20 protein-coding genes are annotated in these 19,553 nt (G+C 67.4%); 6 read left to right on the top strand and 14 right to left on the bottom strand.

Annotated features, from left to right (window positions below; all coding sequences use genetic code 11):
* Nucleotides 1-18: 18 nt before the first annotated feature.
* From AC4LGL_RS26175 to lepA, 3 genes are all read right to left on the bottom strand, one after another.
* The gene (locus AC4LGL_RS26175) at nt 19-1,401 is read right to left on the bottom strand and encodes an LLM class flavin-dependent oxidoreductase (protein WP_491841294.1); all 1,383 of its coding nucleotides are present in this window, start codon (nt 1,399-1,401) and stop codon (nt 19-21) included.
* On the bottom strand, nt 1,401-2,702 hold the full coding sequence (locus tag AC4LGL_RS26170; RefSeq protein WP_491841293.1) for an NtaA/DmoA family FMN-dependent monooxygenase: 1,302 nt from the start codon (nt 2,700-2,702) through the stop codon (nt 1,401-1,403). The genes AC4LGL_RS26175 and AC4LGL_RS26170 overlap by 1 nt, the downstream gene beginning before the upstream one ends.
* A 71-nt stretch (nt 2,703-2,773) precedes the next feature.
* The gene (lepA, locus tag AC4LGL_RS26165; protein WP_491841292.1) at nt 2,774-4,648 is read right to left on the bottom strand and encodes a translation elongation factor 4; all 1,875 of its coding nucleotides are present in this window, start codon (nt 4,646-4,648) and stop codon (nt 2,774-2,776) included.
* Between the two features lie 79 nt (nt 4,649-4,727).
* Between lepA and AC4LGL_RS26160 the strand changes: the two genes are divergently transcribed.
* Entirely contained in the window at nt 4,728-5,363 is a 636-nt protein-coding gene (locus AC4LGL_RS26160) for a type II toxin-antitoxin system PemK/MazF family toxin (protein ID WP_491841291.1), read from the top strand.
* Here the strand turns inward: AC4LGL_RS26160 and AC4LGL_RS26155 are convergent.
* From AC4LGL_RS26155 to AC4LGL_RS26140, 4 genes are read right to left on the bottom strand one after another with little or no spacing between them, the layout of a single operon-like run.
* A complete protein-coding gene (locus tag AC4LGL_RS26155) occupies nt 5,360-6,130 on the bottom strand; it encodes an ABC transporter ATP-binding protein (RefSeq protein ID WP_491841290.1) in 771 nt (256 codons plus the stop codon). The two genes, AC4LGL_RS26160 and AC4LGL_RS26155, sit on opposite strands and share 4 nt — an antisense overlap.
* Nucleotides 6,127-7,152, bottom strand: a complete 1,026-nt coding sequence (locus tag AC4LGL_RS26150) for a FecCD family ABC transporter permease (RefSeq protein WP_491841289.1) — start codon at nt 7,150-7,152, stop codon at nt 6,127-6,129. Before AC4LGL_RS26150 ends, AC4LGL_RS26155 begins: the two co-directional genes overlap by 4 nt.
* Nucleotides 7,149-8,135, bottom strand: coding sequence for an ABC transporter substrate-binding protein (locus tag AC4LGL_RS26145; RefSeq protein WP_491841403.1), 987 nt, complete (start codon nt 8,133-8,135; stop codon nt 7,149-7,151). The genes AC4LGL_RS26150 and AC4LGL_RS26145 overlap by 4 nt, the downstream gene beginning before the upstream one ends.
* 20 nt (nt 8,136-8,155) lie before the next feature.
* Nucleotides 8,156-9,193, bottom strand: a complete 1,038-nt coding sequence (locus AC4LGL_RS26140; protein ID WP_491841288.1) for an ABC transporter substrate-binding protein — start codon at nt 9,191-9,193, stop codon at nt 8,156-8,158.
* Between the two features lie 234 nt (nt 9,194-9,427).
* Here AC4LGL_RS26140 and AC4LGL_RS26135 point away from each other — a divergent pair, with 234 nt between their 5' ends.
* Nucleotides 9,428-9,676, top strand: coding sequence for a DUF6480 family protein (locus AC4LGL_RS26135; protein WP_491841287.1), 249 nt, complete (start codon nt 9,428-9,430; stop codon nt 9,674-9,676).
* Between the two features lie 21 nt (nt 9,677-9,697).
* On the opposite strand, the gene AC4LGL_RS26130 is transcribed toward AC4LGL_RS26135, so the two are convergent.
* Both AC4LGL_RS26130 and AC4LGL_RS26125 read right to left on the bottom strand, forming a co-directional pair.
* On the bottom strand, nt 9,698-10,306 hold the full coding sequence (locus AC4LGL_RS26130; RefSeq protein ID WP_491841286.1) for a GNAT family N-acetyltransferase: 609 nt from the start codon (nt 10,304-10,306) through the stop codon (nt 9,698-9,700).
* A 123-nt stretch (nt 10,307-10,429) separates the two neighbouring features.
* The gene (locus AC4LGL_RS26125) at nt 10,430-10,861 is read right to left on the bottom strand and encodes a CBS domain-containing protein (RefSeq protein ID WP_064882456.1); all 432 of its coding nucleotides are present in this window, start codon (nt 10,859-10,861) and stop codon (nt 10,430-10,432) included.
* 102 nt (nt 10,862-10,963) lie between these two features.
* Here AC4LGL_RS26125 and AC4LGL_RS26120 point away from each other — a divergent pair, with 102 nt between their 5' ends.
* Nucleotides 10,964-11,824, top strand: coding sequence for a ribonuclease Z (locus AC4LGL_RS26120; protein WP_491841285.1), 861 nt, complete (start codon nt 10,964-10,966; stop codon nt 11,822-11,824).
* 141 nt (nt 11,825-11,965) lie between these two features.
* On the top strand, nt 11,966-13,423 hold the full coding sequence (locus tag AC4LGL_RS26115; RefSeq protein ID WP_491841284.1) for a HEAT repeat domain-containing protein: 1,458 nt from the start codon (nt 11,966-11,968) through the stop codon (nt 13,421-13,423).
* Here the strand turns inward: AC4LGL_RS26115 and AC4LGL_RS26110 are convergent.
* Together AC4LGL_RS26110 and AC4LGL_RS26105 are read right to left on the bottom strand one after the other, a co-directional pair.
* Nucleotides 13,420-14,271, bottom strand: a complete 852-nt coding sequence (locus tag AC4LGL_RS26110; protein ID WP_491841283.1) for a TIGR03560 family F420-dependent LLM class oxidoreductase — start codon at nt 14,269-14,271, stop codon at nt 13,420-13,422. The two genes, AC4LGL_RS26115 and AC4LGL_RS26110, sit on opposite strands and share 4 nt — an antisense overlap.
* A gap of 8 nt (nt 14,272-14,279) precedes the next feature.
* Nucleotides 14,280-14,987, bottom strand: a complete 708-nt coding sequence (locus tag AC4LGL_RS26105; RefSeq protein ID WP_491841282.1) for a hypothetical protein — start codon at nt 14,985-14,987, stop codon at nt 14,280-14,282.
* A gap of 88 nt (nt 14,988-15,075) precedes the next feature.
* Here AC4LGL_RS26105 and AC4LGL_RS26100 point away from each other — a divergent pair, with 88 nt between their 5' ends.
* On the top strand, nt 15,076-15,570 hold the full coding sequence (locus AC4LGL_RS26100; protein WP_491841281.1) for a MarR family winged helix-turn-helix transcriptional regulator: 495 nt from the start codon (nt 15,076-15,078) through the stop codon (nt 15,568-15,570).
* Here the strand turns inward: AC4LGL_RS26100 and AC4LGL_RS26095 are convergent.
* The 3 genes from AC4LGL_RS26095 to AC4LGL_RS26085 are packed head-to-tail and all read right to left on the bottom strand — an operon-like array spanning nt 15,554 to nt 19,046.
* Complete coding sequence (locus AC4LGL_RS26095; protein WP_491841280.1) at nt 15,554-16,393, bottom strand: transglutaminase family protein; 840 nt, start codon at nt 16,391-16,393, stop codon at nt 15,554-15,556. The genes AC4LGL_RS26100 and AC4LGL_RS26095 overlap by 17 nt on opposite strands.
* Entirely contained in the window at nt 16,394-17,368 is a 975-nt protein-coding gene (locus tag AC4LGL_RS26090; protein WP_055115532.1) for an alpha-E domain-containing protein, read from the bottom strand.
* A 16-nt stretch (nt 17,369-17,384) separates the two neighbouring features.
* Nucleotides 17,385-19,046 (bottom strand): circularly permuted type 2 ATP-grasp protein, encoded by a 1,662-nt coding sequence (locus AC4LGL_RS26085; protein ID WP_491841279.1) that lies wholly within the window; start codon nt 19,044-19,046, stop codon nt 17,385-17,387.
* 237 nt (nt 19,047-19,283) lie between these two features.
* On the opposite strand from AC4LGL_RS26085, the gene rpsT reads away from it, so the two are divergent.
* The gene (gene rpsT / locus AC4LGL_RS26080) at nt 19,284-19,544 is read left to right on the top strand and encodes a 30S ribosomal protein S20 (RefSeq protein WP_055115535.1); all 261 of its coding nucleotides are present in this window, start codon (nt 19,284-19,286) and stop codon (nt 19,542-19,544) included.
* The last annotated feature ends 9 nt before the right edge of the window (nt 19,545-19,553 follow it).

Genomic DNA, 19,553 nt, shown 5'->3' with positions numbered 1-19,553 from the left:
TATGGAATCGACAGGATTCTATTGCGAATGAACGGAATTCCTGCGGTATGCGGCGGCCGGGTGCCCGGCGGCCAGTAATCCGTCGCCTCCGCCGAACAGCTTCTGCCGCAAGGTGGTCGGGTCGCCGAGCTCGCGGGCGCGACCGCGCCGGCGCAGCTCGGGGATGAGGTGAGTGGCGATGTCGGCGAAGCTGCCGGGCGTGACGTGATAGGCGATGTTGAACCCGTCCACCCCGGTCCGGTCGGCATAGGCGTCCAGGGCATCGGCCACGGTGACGGCCGACCCGACGAACAACTCGCCACCGAATCCGCCCAGTCCCCCAACGTAATCCCGCAGCGTCAAGCGCTCACGGGCACCAGAGTCGCTGACTGCGGCCAGGATGGAGCGGCTCGCGTCGGTGTCGAACTGCCGGATCGGGCGATCGACGCCGTAGGTCGACCAGTCCACGCCGGACAGTGCCGACAACAGCACCAGCCCGCCTTCCAGGTCGTGAAAGTCGGCAAGCTCGCGCGCCTTGGCCTGAGCCGCCGAATCGGTACTGTCCGTAACGATCTCGACCGAGGTGATGAACTTCAGCGATTGCGGGTCGCGGCCGTGTCCGGCCGCCCGGCGACGGATGTCGGCGATGTGACTGCGCAGGACCTCGGGCCGCGGATCGCTGACGAACACCAGTTCCGCGTTGCGGGAGGCGAACTCCCGCCCGGCCGGCGAGGTGCCGGCTTGGAAGAGCACCGGCGTACGTTGCGGCGATGGCTCGACCAGGTGTGCCCCGGGCACGGTGAAGTAATGCCCATGGTGGCCGATGTCGTGCACCTTCGCCGGGTCGGTGTATACCCCTCGCTCCGCGTCGCGCAGCACCGCGCCGGGCTCCCACGAACCTTCCCAGAGCTTGTAGGTCACTTCCACGAATTCCTGGGCCATTGCGTAGCGCTCGTCGTGCGGGATCTGCCGGTCACGGCCGATGATGTTGCGCGCCGCGCTGTCCAACAGAGAAGTCACGATGTTCCAGCCAATCCGACCGCCGGTGAGATGGTCCAGCGTGCTGAACTTGCGGGCCAGCAGGTACGGGCTCTCGTAGGTGGTCGACACCGTGATACCGAACCCCAGACGCTGGGTCGCCGCGGCCATCGCCGACACCGCCAACAGCGGATCGGTCACCGGCGTCTGCACCGCCCGCGCCAGCGCGGCACTGGCATCTCCGCCGAACACGTCGAGTTGCCCGACCGCGTCGGCGATGAACAGCACGTCGAATCCGCCGTCGTCGAGCAGCTTCGCCAGATCCACCCAGTACCGGACGTCGGTGTAGTCGGCGGTGCGATCCTGCGGATGACGCCACAACCCGAAATTGCCATGCGACACCGTCGACATGGTGAACGCCGACAACACATACGGTTCGGTCATCACAGGCGCCGCGGCGGGACGTCGAGCCCCAGGTGGGACCGCAGGGTCGTGCCGGCGTATTCGTGGCGGAACAGCCTGCGCTTGCGCAGTACCGGCACCACCTGTTCGACGAAAAGCTCGTGCTGACCGGGCAATCCGGAGTCCCGCAGCACGAATCCGTCGGCGGCGCCGGTGGTGAACCACTGTTCGATCTCGTCCGCGATCTGCTCGGGGGTGCCCACCACGGCCGCACCCCAACCGTTGACCGTGCGGTACAGGAACTCTCGCACCGTTGGATTCCCGTCGGTTGCCAGCAGCCGGTAGCCGGCCAATGCGGTCTGATGGGTCTCGGTGTGGGCTGGGAAGGCCGACTCCGGAACCGGACCGTCGAGGTCCGCACCGGTGACGTCGACATCGACCTCGAGCAGCCAACCAGCCTGGTACTGCGGGCTGAAGTACTCGTACTCCTGCTGCTGCGCGCGCCGGGCCTCGTCCTCGGTGGAACCGACGAGATACCGCAGCGACGGCGTGATCAGGGGCGGCCCGGCCCGGCCCAACCGCCGTGCCTCGTCGTGGATCTGGGTGTAGAACTCCTGCGCCCGCGCCCGGTTGCCGTGGCTGGTGAAGATCACCTCTGCGTGGCGGCCCGCGAAGCCCCTTCCGGTTTCCGATGATCCGGCTTGGAAGAGCACCGGCTGCCCCTGCGCCGACCGGGCCGCGCCCAGCGGACCGGCCACGTCGAAGTAGCGGCCGTGGTGATCGGTCGGTTGGATTCTGTTGACGTCGTTGAATATCCCCGCCGCACGGTCTGCGACGATTGTGTCCTCGCCCCAACCGTCCCACAGCTTGCGCACCACCTCGAGCGCTTCCTCGGCAATGCGATAGCGCTCGTCGTGGGCCACCACACCGCGGGCACTGAAGTTGTCGGCCGCGGCCTGCGCGAAGCTGGTCACCAGATTCCAGCCGGCGCGTCCACCGCTCAGGTGGTCGAGGGAAAGCAGCTGGCGGGCAAGATGATACGGATGGGCCAAGGTGGCCGATCCGGTGACCACCAGTCCGATCCGCTCGGTGACCGAGGACAGCGCGGCCGTCGCGGTGAGCGGTTCGAAGTCTTCGGTGACCTTGTACGGCCAGGTCGCGGGCGGACCGTAGTTCAGGCCGTCGGCGAAGAACAGCGCGTCAAAGGTGCCCGCCTCGGCGGTCTGCGCATAGCTGATCAGTCGCCGGAGTACCCCGGCAGTGCTGTTGTCGATATCGGGATGCCGCCACGGCCCGGTAGACCGGGTATTGCCGAAGGCCAGCAGATGCAGCTCTCTGGACACCCCGGCGACACTACGACGGTCATCAGCAAGAGCCGAGGGTTGCGCTCAGCACGAAGCTATCCCGGGCGCGGCTACTTCTTGGGTTTGTCCGAAGCGGCATCGGTGGACAGCGCCGCGACGAAAGCCTCCTGAGGAACCTCCACGCGACCGATGGTCTTCATGCGCTTCTTGCCCTCCTTCTGCTTCTCCAGCAGCTTGCGCTTACGGGTGATGTCACCGCCGTAGCACTTGGACAGCACGTCCTTGCGGATTGCCCGAATGTTCTCGCGGGCAATGATTTTCGACCCCACGGCGGCCTGTACCGGCACCTCGAACTGCTGGCGCGGGATGAGCTCCTTGAGCTTGGTGGTCATCTTGTTGCCGTACGCCGACGCCGAATCCTTGTGCACGATGGCGCTGAACGCGTCCACGGCCTCGCCCTGCAGCAGGATGTCGACCTTGACCAGATCTGCCATCTGCTCGCCGGCCTCCTCGTAGTCGAGGCTCGCGTAACCGCGGGTGCGGGACTTCAGCGAATCGAAGAAGTCGAAGATGATCTCGCCGAGCGGCATGGTGTAGCGCAGCTCGACGCGCTCGGGCGACAGGTAGTCCATGCCGCCGAGCTCACCGCGCCGAGACTGGCACAGTTCCATGATGGTGCCGATGAACTCGCTGGGCGCGATCACGGTGGTCTTGACCACCGGCTCGTAGACCTCGCGCACCTTGCCCTCGGGCCAGTCCGACGGGTTGGTGACCACACTCTCGGAGCCGTCGTCTCTGACAACGCGATAGACCACGTTGGGCGCGGTGGAGATCAGATCGAGGTTGAACTCGCGTTCCAGGCGCTCCCGGGTGATCTCCATGTGCAGCAGCCCGAGGAATCCGCAGCGGAACCCGAAGCCCAGCGCCACCGAGGTTTCCGGCTCGTAGGTGAGCGCCGCGTCGTTGAGCTGGAGCTTGTCGAGCGCCTCGCGCAGCACCGGATAGTCCGAGCCGTCCACCGGATAGAGCCCGGAATAGACCATCGGCCGGGGCTCCCGGTAGCCGGTCAGCGCCTCGGTGGCACCCTTCCGCGCCGTCGTCACGGTGTCGCCGACCTTGGACTGCCGGACGTCCTTCACACCCGTGATGAGATAGCCGACCTCGCCGACGCCGAGACCGTCGCTGGCCTTCGGTTCAGGGGAGACGATGCCGACCTCGAGCAGTTCGTGGGTGGCACCGGTGGACATCATCGCGATCTTCTCGCGCGGGGTGATCTTGCCGTCGACGACGCGCACGTAGGTGACGACGCCGCGATAGATGTCGTAGACGGAGTCGAAGATCATCGCCCGGGCCGGCGCGTCCGAATCTCCCGTCGGTGCCGGCACCTGCCGGACCACCTCGTCGAGCAGTTCGGCCACGCCCTCGCCCGTCTTGCCGGACACCCGCAGCACGTCGGACGGCTCGCACCCGATGATGTGCGCGAGCTCACCGGCGTAGCGCTCGGGATCCGCGGCGGGCAGGTCGATCTTGTTGAGCACCGGGATGATCGTCAGGTCGCGGTCGAGCGCCAGGTACAGGTTGGCCAGCGTCTGCGCCTCGATGCCCTGGGCGGCGTCGACCAGCAGCACGGCGCCCTCACAGGCCTCCAGGGCGCGGGACACCTCGTAGGTGAAGTCGACGTGGCCGGGGGTGTCGATCAGGTGAAGCACGAACTCTTCATCGCCGACTTTCCAGGGCAGGCGCACATTCTGTGCCTTGATCGTGATGCCGCGCTCACGCTCGATGTCCATCCGGTCCAGGTACTGCGCCCGCATCGACCGGTCGTCGACGACGCCGGTGAGCTGCAGCATCCGGTCCGCCAGCGTCGATTTGCCATGGTCGATGTGGGCGATGATGCAGAAGTTCCTGATCTGCGCCGGCGCAGTGAACGTCTTGTCGGCGAAGCTGCTGATGGGAATCTCCTGGTGAGCGTGGGTGTCCAGCACGTGCTGTGCCCCCTAAGGGTATCGAGCAACCACCGTCGCGACACAATCGCCAGGGGTCCCCTCGCATATGCTCGACACCATGGCGTCGCAGTGGAAGGCGTTCCAACAGGTTCTCAAGGGCGTGATGGACGGTGCCGAGAACCTGGTGTTCAACGAGGCACCCAAGTTCGTGCGCCAGCTACAGACCACGGACAACGTGCCCCGCACCGTGCAGCAAGGCCTCCAACAGGGGCTTCAGCAGGGCCTCAGGCTGGGGCTGGGCGTCCTCGCCGGCGCGGCCGCCCCGGCGCCCCAGGCGATCACCGCCGGCCGGCCGGTGTCGAAGAACAGCGTGCCCACCGCACACCGGGCCCGCAAAGTCGTCTACGCGCCCGATCTGGACGGGCAGGCCGATCCGGGCGAGATCGTGTGGACCTGGGTGGTCTACGAGGACGATCCGACCCAAGGAAAGGACCGCCCGGTTCTGGTGGTGGGCCGCGATCAGCGCACCCTGCTCGGGCTGATGCTGTCCAGCCAGGACTACCACCGAGACGATCCGGACTGGATCGGCATCGGCGTCGGCACCTGGGATTACGACGGCCGGCCGAGCTGGGTCCGGCTGGACCGGGTGCTCGACGTCCCCGAGGAGGGCATCCGCCGGGAGGGCGCGATCCTGGACCGCGGGCGGTTCGAATCGGTCGCCATCCGGTTGCGCGCCGAGTATTCCTGGAGCTAGCCCGCCGAGCCGCGGCCTCCCACGAACCGGACGTACGGTCCGGCGTCGTCGACCGTGATCCGGCACTGCACGCCGTACACGTCGGCCACCAGGTCTTCGGTCAGCACCGCGACCGGGCTGCCGGCAGCCACCACCCTTCCCGCCGACAGCATCACCACGTGGTCGCAGAACATCGCCGCGAGGTTGAGGTCGTGCAGGGCCACCACGGCGGTGACGTCGAGCGTGCGGATCAGCGCCAGGATCTCCAGTTGATGCGCGATGTCGAGGTGATTGGTCGGCTCGTCCAGCAGCAACTCGCTGGGCTCCTGTGCGAGAGCCCGAGCGATCTGCACGCGCTGACGCTCCCCGCCCGAGAGGGTGTGCCACAGGCGGTCGGCCATACCGTCGAGACCGGTGGCCGACAGGGCGGCCACCACCGCGACGGTGTCGTCGCCACCACCGCCGAACACCGAGCTGTGCGGGATCCGCCCCAGCCGGACCACATCGCGCACCGCGATGTCCAGGTCGGTGTCCGCGTGCTGGCCGACCATCGCCACCCGTCGCGCCACCGCGCGCCGCGACATCCTGTGCAGATCACGACCGTCGAGCTGCACGGCGCCTGAGTCGGGCCGATCGAGGCCGGCCAGCAGTCGCAGCAGCGAGGACTTGCCGGACCCGTTAGGGCCCAACAACCCGACCGTGCTTCCGGGAGCCGGATCCACCGTGACCCCGTCGAGCACGACCCGGCCGGACCGGGTCCAACGCACCTCATCTGCCCGCAGGGTCATCGGTCAACCTTCTTGCGCCGCAGCAGGATCAACGCGAAGGCGGGCACCCCGAGCAGAGCGGTGACCACCCCGGTGGGTAACTCCTGCGGCGCGAACACCGTCCGGGCCAAGGTGTCCACCCACACCATGAAGACCGCGCCGAAGATCGCCGCGGTGGGCAGCAGACGCCGATGGCCGGGCCCGACGACGAATCGTGCGGCATGCGGCAGCACCAGCCCGACGAACCCGATCGCGCCGGCCGCACTGACCAGGGCCGAGGTCATCAGCGCGGTGATCACCAGCAACACGATGCGCGCGGGGGTCACCGAAACGCCCAGGGTTGCAGCGGCATCCTGCCCGAACGCGAAGGCGTCGAGAGTGCGCGCGAAGGCCAGGCACACCACCAACCCGACCCCGACGACACCCGCGCAGAGGAGCACGTCGGACCACGACACTCCGGCCAGCGAACCCAGCAGCCAGAACAACACTCCCCTGGTCTGCTCGGCGTCCGCCGACGACAACACGATGAAGGAAGTCAGCGCCGAGAACAGTTGGGTCCCGGCCACTCCGGCCAGTACCACCCGGTCCGTCCCGCCGCCGGCGGCGTAGGCGAGCAGCAGCACCACGGCGAACGACACCACCGCGCCGATGAAGGCGCCGCCGGACAGGCTCAACGTGCCGGCGCCGACACCAAGCACCGCTACCAGCACGGCACCCGTCGACGCGCCCGAGGACACCCCCAGCACGAACGGGTCGGCCAGCGGATTACGCAGCAGCGACTGCAGAATCGCCCCGCACAACGCCAGCCCGGCGCCACAGATGGCGGCGAGCACGACCCTGGGCAGCCGCAGTTGCCAGACGATGCTCTCCTGTAGTCGGGTGGCCCCTGACTGGCCGAGGCCGAGCCGGTCGCCGACGATGTGGTATACGTCTGCGACCGACAGTGCGGCGGGCCCGATGGTGATGGCCACCGCAGCCGAAAACACCAGCAGCAGGAGGCCGCCAACCCACAGCCCGCCCAGCCACCCGGTGCGCACGCTCACCGCGGTGAACCGAACCCGAGGTCCCGCAGGCCTTTCGCCACCTTCTCGGCCCCGTCCACCGTGCGGATCGACGGGTTGAGATCGGCCCCGTTGACCACGATGTAGCGACGCTGCCGCACCGCGGTCAGTCCCCGGGTCAGCGGATTCGATTCCAGGAACTCGATTTTGGTCGTCAGCGCGTCCCCGTCGATCGTGCGTCGGCTCAGGTCCGCCAGCACCAACACATCCGGGTCGCGGTCGGCCACACTCTCCCAACTCACCTGCGGCCATTCGTCGGTGGTGTCGGCGAACACGTTGCGCGCCCCGACCGTCCCGGCGATCACCCCGGGCGATCCACAGCAGCCGGCGAAGTAGGGGGCGCGGATATCGGAGAACCAGAACGCCATATCGATGTCGTTTTCGGTCTCGGCGGCCGAGGCCATCCGGTGACGCAACTGTGCGATGAGCTGATCGCCGCGGTCGGCGACATCGAAGATCGTTGCCAGATCCCGGATTTCGGTGTAGATCGCATCCATGGTGAACGCTGCGCTCCGCGCTCCGTCACCGTTGACCGAGGTCTTGCCTTCGCAGTCGCTGGGCGCGAGATACGTCGGGACACCGAGTTGCGCGAACTGATCCCGGTCGGCGACGCCACCCGGCCCGAGGGTTCCGCCGAAGGAGGCCGTCACCAGATCGGGTTCGGCGTCGAGCACACTCTCCAGAGACGGTTTGTTCACCGCGAGGCGTGGCACCCGGGCGTTGTCGGCCGCCAGGTCGGATCGGACGGGATCGGTCCAGGTGGCGGTGCCGACCATGCGGTCGGCCAAGCCCAGTGACAACAGGATCTCGGTGGAGCTCTGGTTGAGCGAGACTGCCCGCTGCGGCGGTGCGTCGATCACCACCTGCCTACCGCAATTCTGCACGGTCACTGGATATCCAGCCGCCATCTGAGAGGCCGCGGTCGGGCCGGCCTGGGCACACCCGGCCAGTAGCAGCGCACCCATCCCGCAGGCGATCAGCCGGTTCACTGGGCCAGGCCGAACGTCTTGAAACCGGCCGCCAGCTTCTCCACCGCGTCGATCTCCCGGATTCCGGGGTCGAGTTCGGACCCGGTCAGCACGACATACCGCTTCTCGCGCACCGCGGCCATGTTCCTGGTCACCGGATTCGATTCCAGGAACTTCACTTTCGTGTCCAGGGAATCACCGTCGATGCGCCTGCGGTTGAGGTCGGCCAGTATCAGCACGTCAGGGTCACGATCGGCCAGCGACTCCCAGCTGACCTCCGGCCAGTCCTCGCGGGCGTCGGCGAAGACATTGGTGACACCGAGTTCGGTCGCGTACAGGCCGGGCGCCGAGCAGCATCCGGCCAGGTACGGCGTCCGCAGCCCCGAGAACCAGAACGCCACAGTGGTATTGGACGCCGTGATCGACGGTGCGTCGTCCAGCCGCCGGGTAAGCCGGGTGATCAGGTCCCGGCCACGCTGCTGCACATCGAAGATCTGCGCCAGCTCGGTGATTTCCCGAAACAGCGTGTCGAATGCCAGCGGCTCGGTACGGGTGACGGTCTCACCATCGACCTTCGCTCCGGTGCACACCGAAGGCGATTGATACGTCGGGATACCCAGCTGGGCGAACCTGGCACGGTCGGCGACCACCGCGGGGGTGAAGGTATGAGCGCTGGCCGACGTCACCAGATCCGGCTCCACGCTCAGCACTGCTTCCAGACCCGGGTCGTTGTCGGCCAGCCTGGGCACCTCGGCGTTGTCGTCCGCGAGTTCGGGCAGGACCGGGTCGAACCACGTGGAGGTGCCGGCCATCCGATCGGCCAGACCGAGCGCCAGCAGAATTTCCGTCGACGCCTGGTACAGCGATACCGCCCGCTGCGGAGGCCCGTCGAACGTGACGGTCACACCACAGTTCTCGATGGTGAGTGGATAGCTGGTGGGGCCTGGCCCGGCAGATGCCGCGCCCGCGTTGTCCGCAGGTGGGTCGGGGCGCCCGCACGCCACCGTGAGTGACAGTGTCACAGCCAACAGGGACAACACCGCGAATACCCGCACGGCCAAGACTTCCTTCGATACAGGGCTCGGTCGCGGAGCCGTCGACAGTCACACCCGGCCACAGGTGATCGGACTCGAGGCGGTGCCTCATACCGTTGCGCGTCAGTTCCGGTTTCGCACCGGATTCCCCTGTTGGTCGGTCTTCGCACTGTAACAGCCACGATGTGGCGTGATTGCCTGCCCGCGACGGGCGTTCCGACGCATTAAATCGGCGTCAGCGGGCATTCCTAGGCCATGACCGCGCTACCACCCGATCCCGATCCGGCCGAGATTCCCGATCTGGAACCCGGCGGCGGTGTCGCTCCCGGCGCCACCCCGCCCGACTCGGCGCAAACCTCGGGCCTGGGCGAACCCGCACCGCGGCCCAGGCATCGGTACACGCCCACATCCGTGGCAGCGATCATCGGGGTGGTGCTGCTCATCGCGGTGTTCGTCGCGGTCGGTGTGTTGCTGATCATGAAGATGACCGGCGTATTCGGATAGCCAGCCGCCGGCCGATCTGTCCTACCGCGGTCGGCGCCACATCGCAGTCATCACCGGTCCGCCGTCGGGCAGCACGATCTCGCCGGTGACCTCGAACCCGAAACGCAGGTAGTAGGGAACATTGTCGGGGTTGCTCGATTCCAGATACGCCGGAGCGTGTTCGGCGTCGACCCGGTCCAGCCGGGACTGCATGAGAGCGTGCCCGAAACCGCCACCGCGCACGGTGGGATCGCTGCCGATCACCGCCAGATACCAGTGCGGGTCCTCGGGGTGATGCTTTTTCATCAACCCGGCGATCTGCTGGCCCCGACCGGCCCGGCGCCCGAAAGCCACGGCGAAGCCGGGCATCATCAGCAGCTCCTGCAGTTGGGTGTGCCGCCAGCAGCCGGGTGGATCCCACAGTGCTGCCGCGCCGATGACACCGTCCTGCACCGCCACCTCACTACCTCCTCCGGCGAGGAAATGGTGGCGGGTCATGGTGGCGAACATCCGGGCCAGCGCCCGCTTCCGGTGCGTGTCGTCCGGCAACATCCACGTCATCACCGGGTCGTGGTGGAACGCCCGGCCCAGGACAGCGGCGAGCTGTTTGATGTCTGATTTGTGGGCGGGACGGACGTCGACGGCGGCCATGTGCCCACCATCGCATACCTGCGGACGTGCGCGGAATGCCTGATGTGCGGAGCACGTTGGTTCATAGCCGCATCGATCATCGCGTGGCCGACCGAGTTCGCGGCGCCGCGATGAGCACTCAGGTCAACGGCTCTGGGTGATGTAGGCCTGCAGCTGTTCCTGCTCGGCCTCGAGTTCTTCCATGCGGGTCTTGACGATGTCCCCGATGCTGACGATGCCGGCGAGCCTGCCGCGGTCGAGGACCGGGATATGGCGTACCCGGTTCTCGGTCATCAAGGCGCTGAGGTGATCGACGGTGTCGCGGGGCGTGCACGTCGCCACCACCGTGGTCATGATCTCCGACACCGGCTGCGCCAACAGGCTGCTGCCGCGTTCGTGCAGTTTGCGCACCACATCGCGTTCCGAGACGATGCCGGCCAAACCGTCGGGTCCCATCACGACCATGGCACCGATGTTCAACTCGGTCAGCCCCGCCAGCAGCTCGGTCACTGTGGTCTCGGGCGAGATCGTCACCACCGCCGTGCCCTTGTTTTTCAGCACGTCCGCGATTCGCATCGGCAGCCTCCATCGTGATCCACCTCACACCAGGCTAAAGCGGTGTTCGTCAGTTAGGAAGAAGCCACGCCTGTTTGGTTCGGGACGAGTAGGAATGACCCCATGATCGAGGTCACGCTGCTCGGCACCGGTAGCCCGATTCCCGATCCGGAGCGGGCCGGGCCGTCAACCCTGGTCCGCGCCGGCGGCCAGACGTTCCTGATCGACTGCGGGCGCGGCGTGCTGCAGCGCCTGGCTGCCGCCGGATCGGGCGCCAACCAGCTCAGCGCGCTGCTGCTGACTCATCTGCACAGCGATCACATCGCCGACCTCGGCGACGTGATCATCACCCGTTGGGTGAGCACGTTCACCGCGGATGCCGCTCCCCTGCCGATCATCGGTCCCCCGGGCACCGCCGAGGTGGTCGAGGCGACACTGCGGGCCTTCGGGCATGACATCGGTTACCGCATCGCCCATCACGCGGACCTGACGGCTCCGCCACCCGTGGAGGTACATGAACACACCACGGGTGTGGTCTGGGATCACGACGGCGTGCGCATCCAGGCCGCCCCCACCGATCACCGGCCGGTGACACCGACCATCGGGTTCCGGGTCGAGCATGCCGGCGCGTCCGTGGTGCTGGCCGGCGACACCGTGCCATGCGAGAGTCTCGATGCCTTGGCCGCCGGCGCAGGAGCCCTGGTGCACACCGTGATTCGCAAAGACCTGGTGAATCAGCTTCCGATGCAACGGATCCGCGACATCTGCGACTACCACTCGTCGGTGGAAGAAGCGGCTGCCACCGCCACCCGGGCCGGCGTGGGCATCCTGATCCTGACCCACTACGTTCCGGCGATCGCTGCGGGCACCGAGGACGACTGGCGGGCGTTGGCCGCATCGGAATTCGACCGACAGATCGAATTGGGTGACGATCTGCACCGTGTCCAGGTTCATCCCGGAGTGTGTACCAAGGCGCGCAGCTGATCTGCGGCGTGCGCCACGAAATCCGTTGGCATCGACCCGGGCGCTGCGCTCACACTGAACCGCACCGAGCGGGAAGGGGTGATCGCGATGCAGGGGTCGGGGCAACCCGGAAATGACCCTCTGGACGATTTGGCCACGGCGATGGCTGAGGCGGACGGCGGAGGCAGCCTCTACGCGGCGGCGAACATCCTCGCTCAACTGGCCGCCGACGGGGTTGAGCTCGACAAGGTGATGTCGGTGTTGTCGTCCGTACGCCCACGCACCTGGCTGCGGCTGGACACCGCATTGCGGAAGGTGCGGCATCCGAGTTACCGATGGCGACAGATCATCGAGGCCGCCAGGCACAGGTCCGATTCCGTGGCCCTGCTGCTGACCGCCTGCTCCGGAGACGGTCGGCAGCGGCAGCGTGCTGTGAATTCCCGGTCGATGCGGGATGGTCAGCGGCTGCTTCCCCTGTTGTTGATCCGTACCGCGGATTGGGCGGAACCGGTTCGGGTCGACGCCGCCGCGGCGCTGCCCGCGATGCTCGCCGACGCAGATGCGGATGCGTTGATCGCGGCGACGGGCGTCGCGATGGCAATGCGGGACTGGCGTCGCGGCGAGCACGCCGTCGCAGCGGTCACCGAGGCGTTGCGGACACGGACGGACGGAACGCTCGACGCGGCACGCATGAGCGGCGATGTCCACGTCCGCCGGCTGGCTTACCGCGTGTGGCTCGAGCAGGCTCAGCCCGACTCGACGGCAGTCGTCGAGGCGGCCCTGACCGAGCGGGACAACGTCTGCCAGAGTTTGTGTGTCGAGGCTGTCGTCCGTTCCGCCATACGCCGCGGGCAATCGGACACGTTGGAGCATCTGCTCGGCGCCCGCTTCACGCGGGTGCGCGCCGAGGCACTTGCCGGCCTGGTCCAGATCGGGCGCCCAGAGGCAGGGGAACCAGTCCTGGCCGATCGGTCGGCGACTGTGCGGGCAACTGCCCAGTGGGCCATGCGCCGTGCCGGCCGGGACGCGGCTGCACGTTACCGGGAGTTGCTCTTCTCGGTTGACGACGCACACCTGCGCGGTGTGGTCGCCGGGCTCGGCGAGTGCGGCACCAACGATGACGTGGAGCTGGTCTGCTGCTATCTCGAGCATGACCGGCCGCGGGTGCGAGCCGAGGCGGTACGGACAGTGCGCCGGCTGGGTGGCCCCCTCGACAGGATCTCGGGCATGCTCACCGACCCCGCCCCGATTGTCGTGCGTGCGGTCCTGGCCGCGCTACGCGGTCAGCCAGACCGTCCGCCGACGGATCGGTTGTGGAAATTGCTGCGGGCGGACCAGCCACCACACGTTCGGCAAGCGGCGTTCAGCCTGCTGGTCAGCAGGGATACCTGGGCACGGATCGAGGCCGACCTGCAGGGTGTCGTCGACGTCGACGACAAGCTGCGCGCCCATGCCAGCACAGATCTCAGCGGATGGTTGGACCGCGAGGCCTCGACCGCATACCAGCTGCCGCACCCGTCCACCCTCGATCGCCTGGGTTCGCTCATCGATGCCGCCGAGCCGACCATCGGCGTCCACGAGGCCCATCTCCTGCGCTGGCACCTGGGGTTGTCAGATTAGGTGGCGAGCCGATCCGCTGCGCCCGCAACACAATTGAGGTCGGCACCGGTCAGCGGCCGGCCGCGGGCGATGACCACAACATGCTGGATTCCCGAGTCCGCCAACGCGTGGCAGCGCTCGACGAGCGCCTCAGGCCGCGCATCGTCGTCAAGCGCCGTGGTCACCGTTCGCTCGATCGCGTCGGCCCGCCGTCCGACGTCGGCGCAATGCCGATCGAGAACCTCGAGCTGCCTGCGGATCGTGGCGCCGCCGTCGGGTATGTCGAACAGGTTGCACGCGTCGCCGTACTGTGCGACGAGCCGCAGTGTGCGACGCTCACCCGTTCCGCCGATCAGCACGGGCGGATGCGGTGCGGTGACGGGTAGCGGACTGCCGATCGGCTGTTGCGCAGTCAGATGCTCACCGAGGAACGCTGTTTGGTCGCCGCGCCACATCTGACCGGCCAACTGCAGCAGTTCGGTCATCCGCTCGAACCGTTCCTCGGTGTCAGGTAGGAACAGTCCCATCGCGGTGGCCTCGGCAGCGTTGTAGCCCACACCGAGCCCGAGCCACGCCCGCCCGTTCGACAGCACGTCGAGCGTCGTCACCGTCTTGATCAACAGGGCGGGCGCGCGGAAGGTCGCCGCGGTCACCATCGTGCCCAACCGGATGTGCCGCGTCGCCGCACTGAGGTAACCGAGCACGGTGTACGCCTCGAGCATCGGGGCGTCGCTCCGACAGGAGGGGTCGGCCTGCACGAGATGATCGGCCACCCACAGGGTGTCGACGGCGGTGCGGTCGAGGAACGTCGCCAGATCGGCGAGTCGCTCGTGAATCGGTTCCGGCCACGAATAGTTCGTGACACTCACGCTGAGCTTCATCCGTGCCGCACGTGGGCCCGGCGCGTCGGCAGGAGGGCACCGGCGACGATGAGCCAGATCAGGCCCGTGAACCGGGCGATCGGCAGGATCACCGCGGCTTCTGGCCAGATCAGTACCAGCGTGGCCACCTCGGCCAGCGCGGCGATGCCCAGACCGGTCCAGGCCAGCGCCCGCGGCAACAGCCCGAGGATGAGGCCGGGCACCGCGATCCCGGCCAGCAGCAGACCGAGCGCGACAATGTGCCCAACCCCGCCCGTGAGGAACACCAGGTAGTACAGCGCGTGGATCAGACCGTCGTCGACCACCACCTCGGGTCGCGACATCGTCCAGCAGATCAGCCCAGCCAAGGCGAGTGCACCGGAGGCGAGAACCCCGCCCGCCAGGGCGATGGTCGCACCCGGCGCCGTCACGCCGAGTTGCCGTAACCGGGTGCTCACCGTCGCGGCATAGATCGCCAGCGGTACCGACGCCGCGAACGTGCCCACCGCACTGGCCTGCACCGCCCCGTGATGGTCGTGGACATATCGGAGGACATCTACGGCCGCGCCGTACGGCAACGGCATCACCCCGCCGAGCGCGACGCCGACGCCCAGCCCCACCAGCACCAACGCGAGCGAGACCGCTGCCAGCGGGGCCAAGGGTGGTCCGCCTTGAGGACCCCCCGATCGCGGCGGCCGGATTCGATCAGCTGTTGAATCGTTCATGGATTGAACGATATGCCCGTAGTCACCCCCGCGGCAACCGTCTGAATGTTTTCAGTTTTGAACCATTTGTCAGTGATACGGTTTCGACGTGGAAACTGGGCCGGACACCGTGGCATTCCTGCTGGCGCAACTCGGCCACCGGGCGGCGACACTGTTCACCGAGCAGATGGAGACCCTCGAGCTCACCCCTCCGCACGCCGGCATCCTGCGCGCGATCGGCGGGCAGCCCGGCCTCAGTCAGCAGGCCCTGAGCACCCAACTGAGCCTGTTGCCCAGCCGGGTGGTGAGCTACGTCGACGACCTCGAGGACCGCGGTTACGTCGAACGACGCCGCAATCCCGACGACCGCCGACTACACGCGCTGTACCTCAGCACCGCGGGAAAGAAGACGCTGCGCCGCATCGGAGAGCTGGCGCGCCGGCACGATGAGCGCATGACCGCCGGCCTCGACGCCGCCCAACGGGACAACCTCCACGTCCTGCTGCAGACCCTCGCCGTGCACCACGAGCTGGCTCCGCACGTGCACCCCGGCTTTCGCAACCTGGGTCGCGCGGGTGCGGGCCGGCTCAAGCCAGCCGAGTGACCTCCACGACCACATCGAGATCCGTCGAGCCCTCACCCGAATAGATCCCCTTGAGCGGGGCCACGTCCGAATAGTCCCGGCCCACACCGACACTGACGTACTGCTCGTTGATCTCGGAGTCGTTGGTCGGGTCGTAGTGCCACCAGCCGCCGGTCCACGCCTGGATCCAGGCGTGGCTCTGACCGTCGATGGTGTCGCCCACCACCGCCTCCCGCGACGGATGCAGGTAACCCGACACATACCGGGCCGGAATTCCCATGGACCGCAACATGATCAACGACAGATGGGCGAAATCCTGACACACGCCCTTGCCCTCCCGCAGGGCATCCAGACCCGAGGAGTGCACCCCGGTGGTACCCGACACATAGTCGAGTTCGCTACGCACCCACTGCGCCACCGCCCCGACCGCCTCGAACGGATCGTGCTCCTTGGCAATCCGCTGTCCCACGCTCGCGATCCGCTTGCTGTGCGGTGTGTAGTGGGTCGGACTGAGCACCTCGTCGAACCGGTCGATCACGGCCTCGGTATCCAGGTCATCCCACCCGGCCAGCTCATCGGGTTTCTCCGCGACGTCGGTCTCGACCACCGAGGACCCCGAGACCTCCAACTCGGTGTGCGGAGCGTGCAGGTCGAAAGCTGTCACCGCCGTACCCCAATAGTCGACGTACCGGTAGGACCTGGTCGCCGGGATGGTCTCGACGCGGTTGAGGATGACGTTCTGACGCGAATCCGACCGCGGGGTCAATCGGGCCTCGTTGAACGACGCCGTCACCGCCGACTTGTACGCATATCCGGTCGAGTGCACCACCCGTAGCCGCCACATCTAAACCTCGCCCTCCTCGATCACAACCACATCCCCGTGACCGGCGTCGGTCCAGGCCACCCAGGGTGCGGAGTGGAAGTACTGCAGTGCCAACGCTTCTCCGACGTCGCGGCAGGTCTTCTGCAAGCCGGCCAGTCGGGCATCCAACGATTCCAGCAGCGCCCCCGGCTGCAGGAACTCGAGCTCACTGCGCGCCCGGCCCAGCAGCCGCTGAGCCTCGGCGGTGGCCCCCAGCCGGCTGTGCGGCCGGTTGAGCAACTCGTCGAGACTGTGTTCGGCCAACCGCAGCGAATAGAAGATCGACCGGGGGAACAGCCGATCCAGGAGCATGAACTCGACCACCCGACCGGCGTCGAGCACGCCGCGGTAGGTACGCAGGTAGGTGTCATGGGCCCCGGCCGAGCGCAGCAACGTGACCCAGGCCGGCGACGACCCACTGTCCCCGACCCGCGACAGCAGCAACCGGACGGTCATGTCGACGCGCTCGATCGCGCGCCCCAACAACATGAACCGGTAGCCGTCGTCGCGGCTCAACGTCGAATCGGCCAGGCCCGCGAACATCGCCGCGCGCCCCTCGACATAGGACAGGAACTCGTGGGGGCCAAGGCGTTTGGCCGCGCGCTCCCGCTCGGCGAGCGCGTTGTAGGTGGTGTTGAGACACTCCCAGATCTCGGTCGAGGTGACTTCGCGGGCACCGCGGGCATTCTCGCGGGCAGCCGAGATCGAGTCGACGATCGAGTTACCCCCGCTGTCGCGGCTGAACGCCACGATGTCGGTCAAGGACCACACGTCCAGGCGGCGGGTGGGCGGCTCGATCCCGAGCACCCGCAGCAGCGTGCGTGAGGCCACGTCGGGGTCGACGCTGGAGTCCTCCAACAACTGGTGCACCGTGACATCGAGGATGCGTGCGGTGTCGTCGGCCCGTTCCACATAGCGTCCGATCCAGTACAACGACTCGGCATTGCGCGCCAGCATCTACCCCCACCCCCTGCTACTGCTGTTGTTGAGACGACGAACCATCAGCTGCGCCATCACTTTTGGGCCCGTTGGCGGTTTCCGGCAGTGACCGCACCACCTCGGCCGCGGCGAGTTCGCGATCGGCCGCAGACGTCCGCGATGCCAGCACCCAGGTGTCCTTCGACCCACCGCCCTGGCTGGAGTTGACCACCAGAGACCCTTCCGGCAGCGCCACCCGGGTCAGCCCGCCCGGCAGGACCCAGACGTCGTTGCCGTCGTTGACCGCGAACGGGCGCAGATCCACGTGCCGGGGCGCCAGCTTGTCGCCGATCTGGGTGGGCACGGTGGACAGTTGCACCACCGGCTGGGCGATCCAGCCGCGCGGGTCGTTGCGGATCTTCTTGGCGATCGCGGTCAGTTCCTTGGCCGAGGCGTCCGGACCGAACACGATCCCGTACCCGCCCGAACCTTCCACCGGCTTGATGACGAGTTCGTCGATCCGGTCGAGCACCTCTTCCCGTTCGGCGTCCACCCAGCAGCGGTAGGTGTCGACATTGGCCAGCACCGGCTTCTCGCCCAGGTAGTACTCGATGATCGTCGGGACGTAGGTGTAGACGAGCTTGTCGTCACCGACCCCATTGCCCACCGCACTGGAGATCACGACGTTGCCGGCCCGGGCCGCGTTGAGCAGGCCGGCCACCCCCAGCACCGAGTCGGGCCGGAACTGCATCGGGTCCAGGAACGCGTCGTCGATGCGTCGGTAGATGACGTCGACCTGACGCTCGCCCTCGGTGGTGCGCATGTAGACGGCGTTGTCGCGGCAGAACAGGTCGCGCCCCTCGACCAACTCGACCCCCATCTGCCGGGCCAGCAGCGAGTGCTCGAAGTAGGCCGAGTTGTAGACGCCTGGGGTGAGCACCACGACGGTCGGGTCCGCGACATTGGTGGGTGCGGCGTTGAGCAGCGCCCGCAGCAGGTGCGACGAGTAGTCGCCGACGGCACGCACCCGGTGGGTGGCGAACAGGTTCGGGAAAACGCGCGCCATCGTGCGCCGGTTCTCCATCACATAGGACACCCCGGACGGCGACCGCAGGTTGTCCTCGAGCACCCGGAAGACGCCCTTGTCGTCACGGATCAGATCGATGCCCGCGACGTGGATACGCACCCCGTTGGGCGGAACGATGCCCGCGGCTTCCCGGTGGAAGTGCTCACATGACGTGACCAGCCGACGCGGGATCACGCCGTCCCGCAGAATCTCCTGCTCGCCGTAGACGTCGTCGAGATACATCTCCAGCGCTTTCACCCGCTGGGTGATGCCGCGTTCCAGCCGAGACCATTCGGCCGCCGAGATCACCCGCGGCACCAGGTCGAGCGGGAACGGCCGCTCCTGGCCCGACAACGAGAATGTGATGCCCTGATCGATGAACGCCCGGCCCAGCGCGTCCGACCGCGACCGCAGCTCGGAGGCGTCCGACGGAGCAAGCTCGGCGAAGATCCCCTTGTACGGTCCGCGCACGTTGCCAGAGCCGTCGAACATCTCGTCGAAAGCCTCCGAGTAGCGGCCCAACCGGTTGTAGCCGTCGAAGACGCCCTGATGTCTGACGCGGCGCGCCGAAGCGGCACGCTGTCCGGCTGGGCCGGACCCGTTCGACCCTGGCCCTTGGCTACGGACTGTTCTCAGGCTCACCCTTGCCATGCTGCCGCACCTGACGCCGTTTCGCCGGGTCAACGGCGCAGCCCGTTTCGGCAGGCCAAAGGCCGATTGACGTGGTACAAGTGTCTGGAACCGGGGCGCGGGCAGCCCACGTTCGGCCGGCGCCGCTTTGGGAGTTCGGACGCCTCGCTGGTACCCTGAACAGTCGCTGCCCGCAGTGCGGGTGTGCGCACCCAGACTTCGGTAACCCCAGCTAGAGAATTACGAAGGAATTTTTACGTGGCCAACATCAAGTCGCAGGAAAAGCGCATCCTCACCAACGAGCGTCGTCGGCTGCGTAACCAGTCGGTGAAGTCGTCGCTGCGTACCGCCGTGCGCGGCTTCCGCGAGGCCATCGACGCGGGCGAGAAGGACAAGGCCGCCGAGTTGCTGGTGTCGACCAGCCGCAAGCTCGACAAGGCCGCCAGCAAGGGCGTCATCCACGCCAACCAGGCTGCCAACAAGAAGTCGGCCCTGGCCCTGGCGCTGAACAAGCTCTGATCCTTCGGT

Source organism: Mycolicibacterium arcueilense (genome assembly GCF_058536225.1).
Note: the sequence above shows the minus strand (reverse complement) of the source record. Positions and strands in the feature narration are given on the sequence as shown.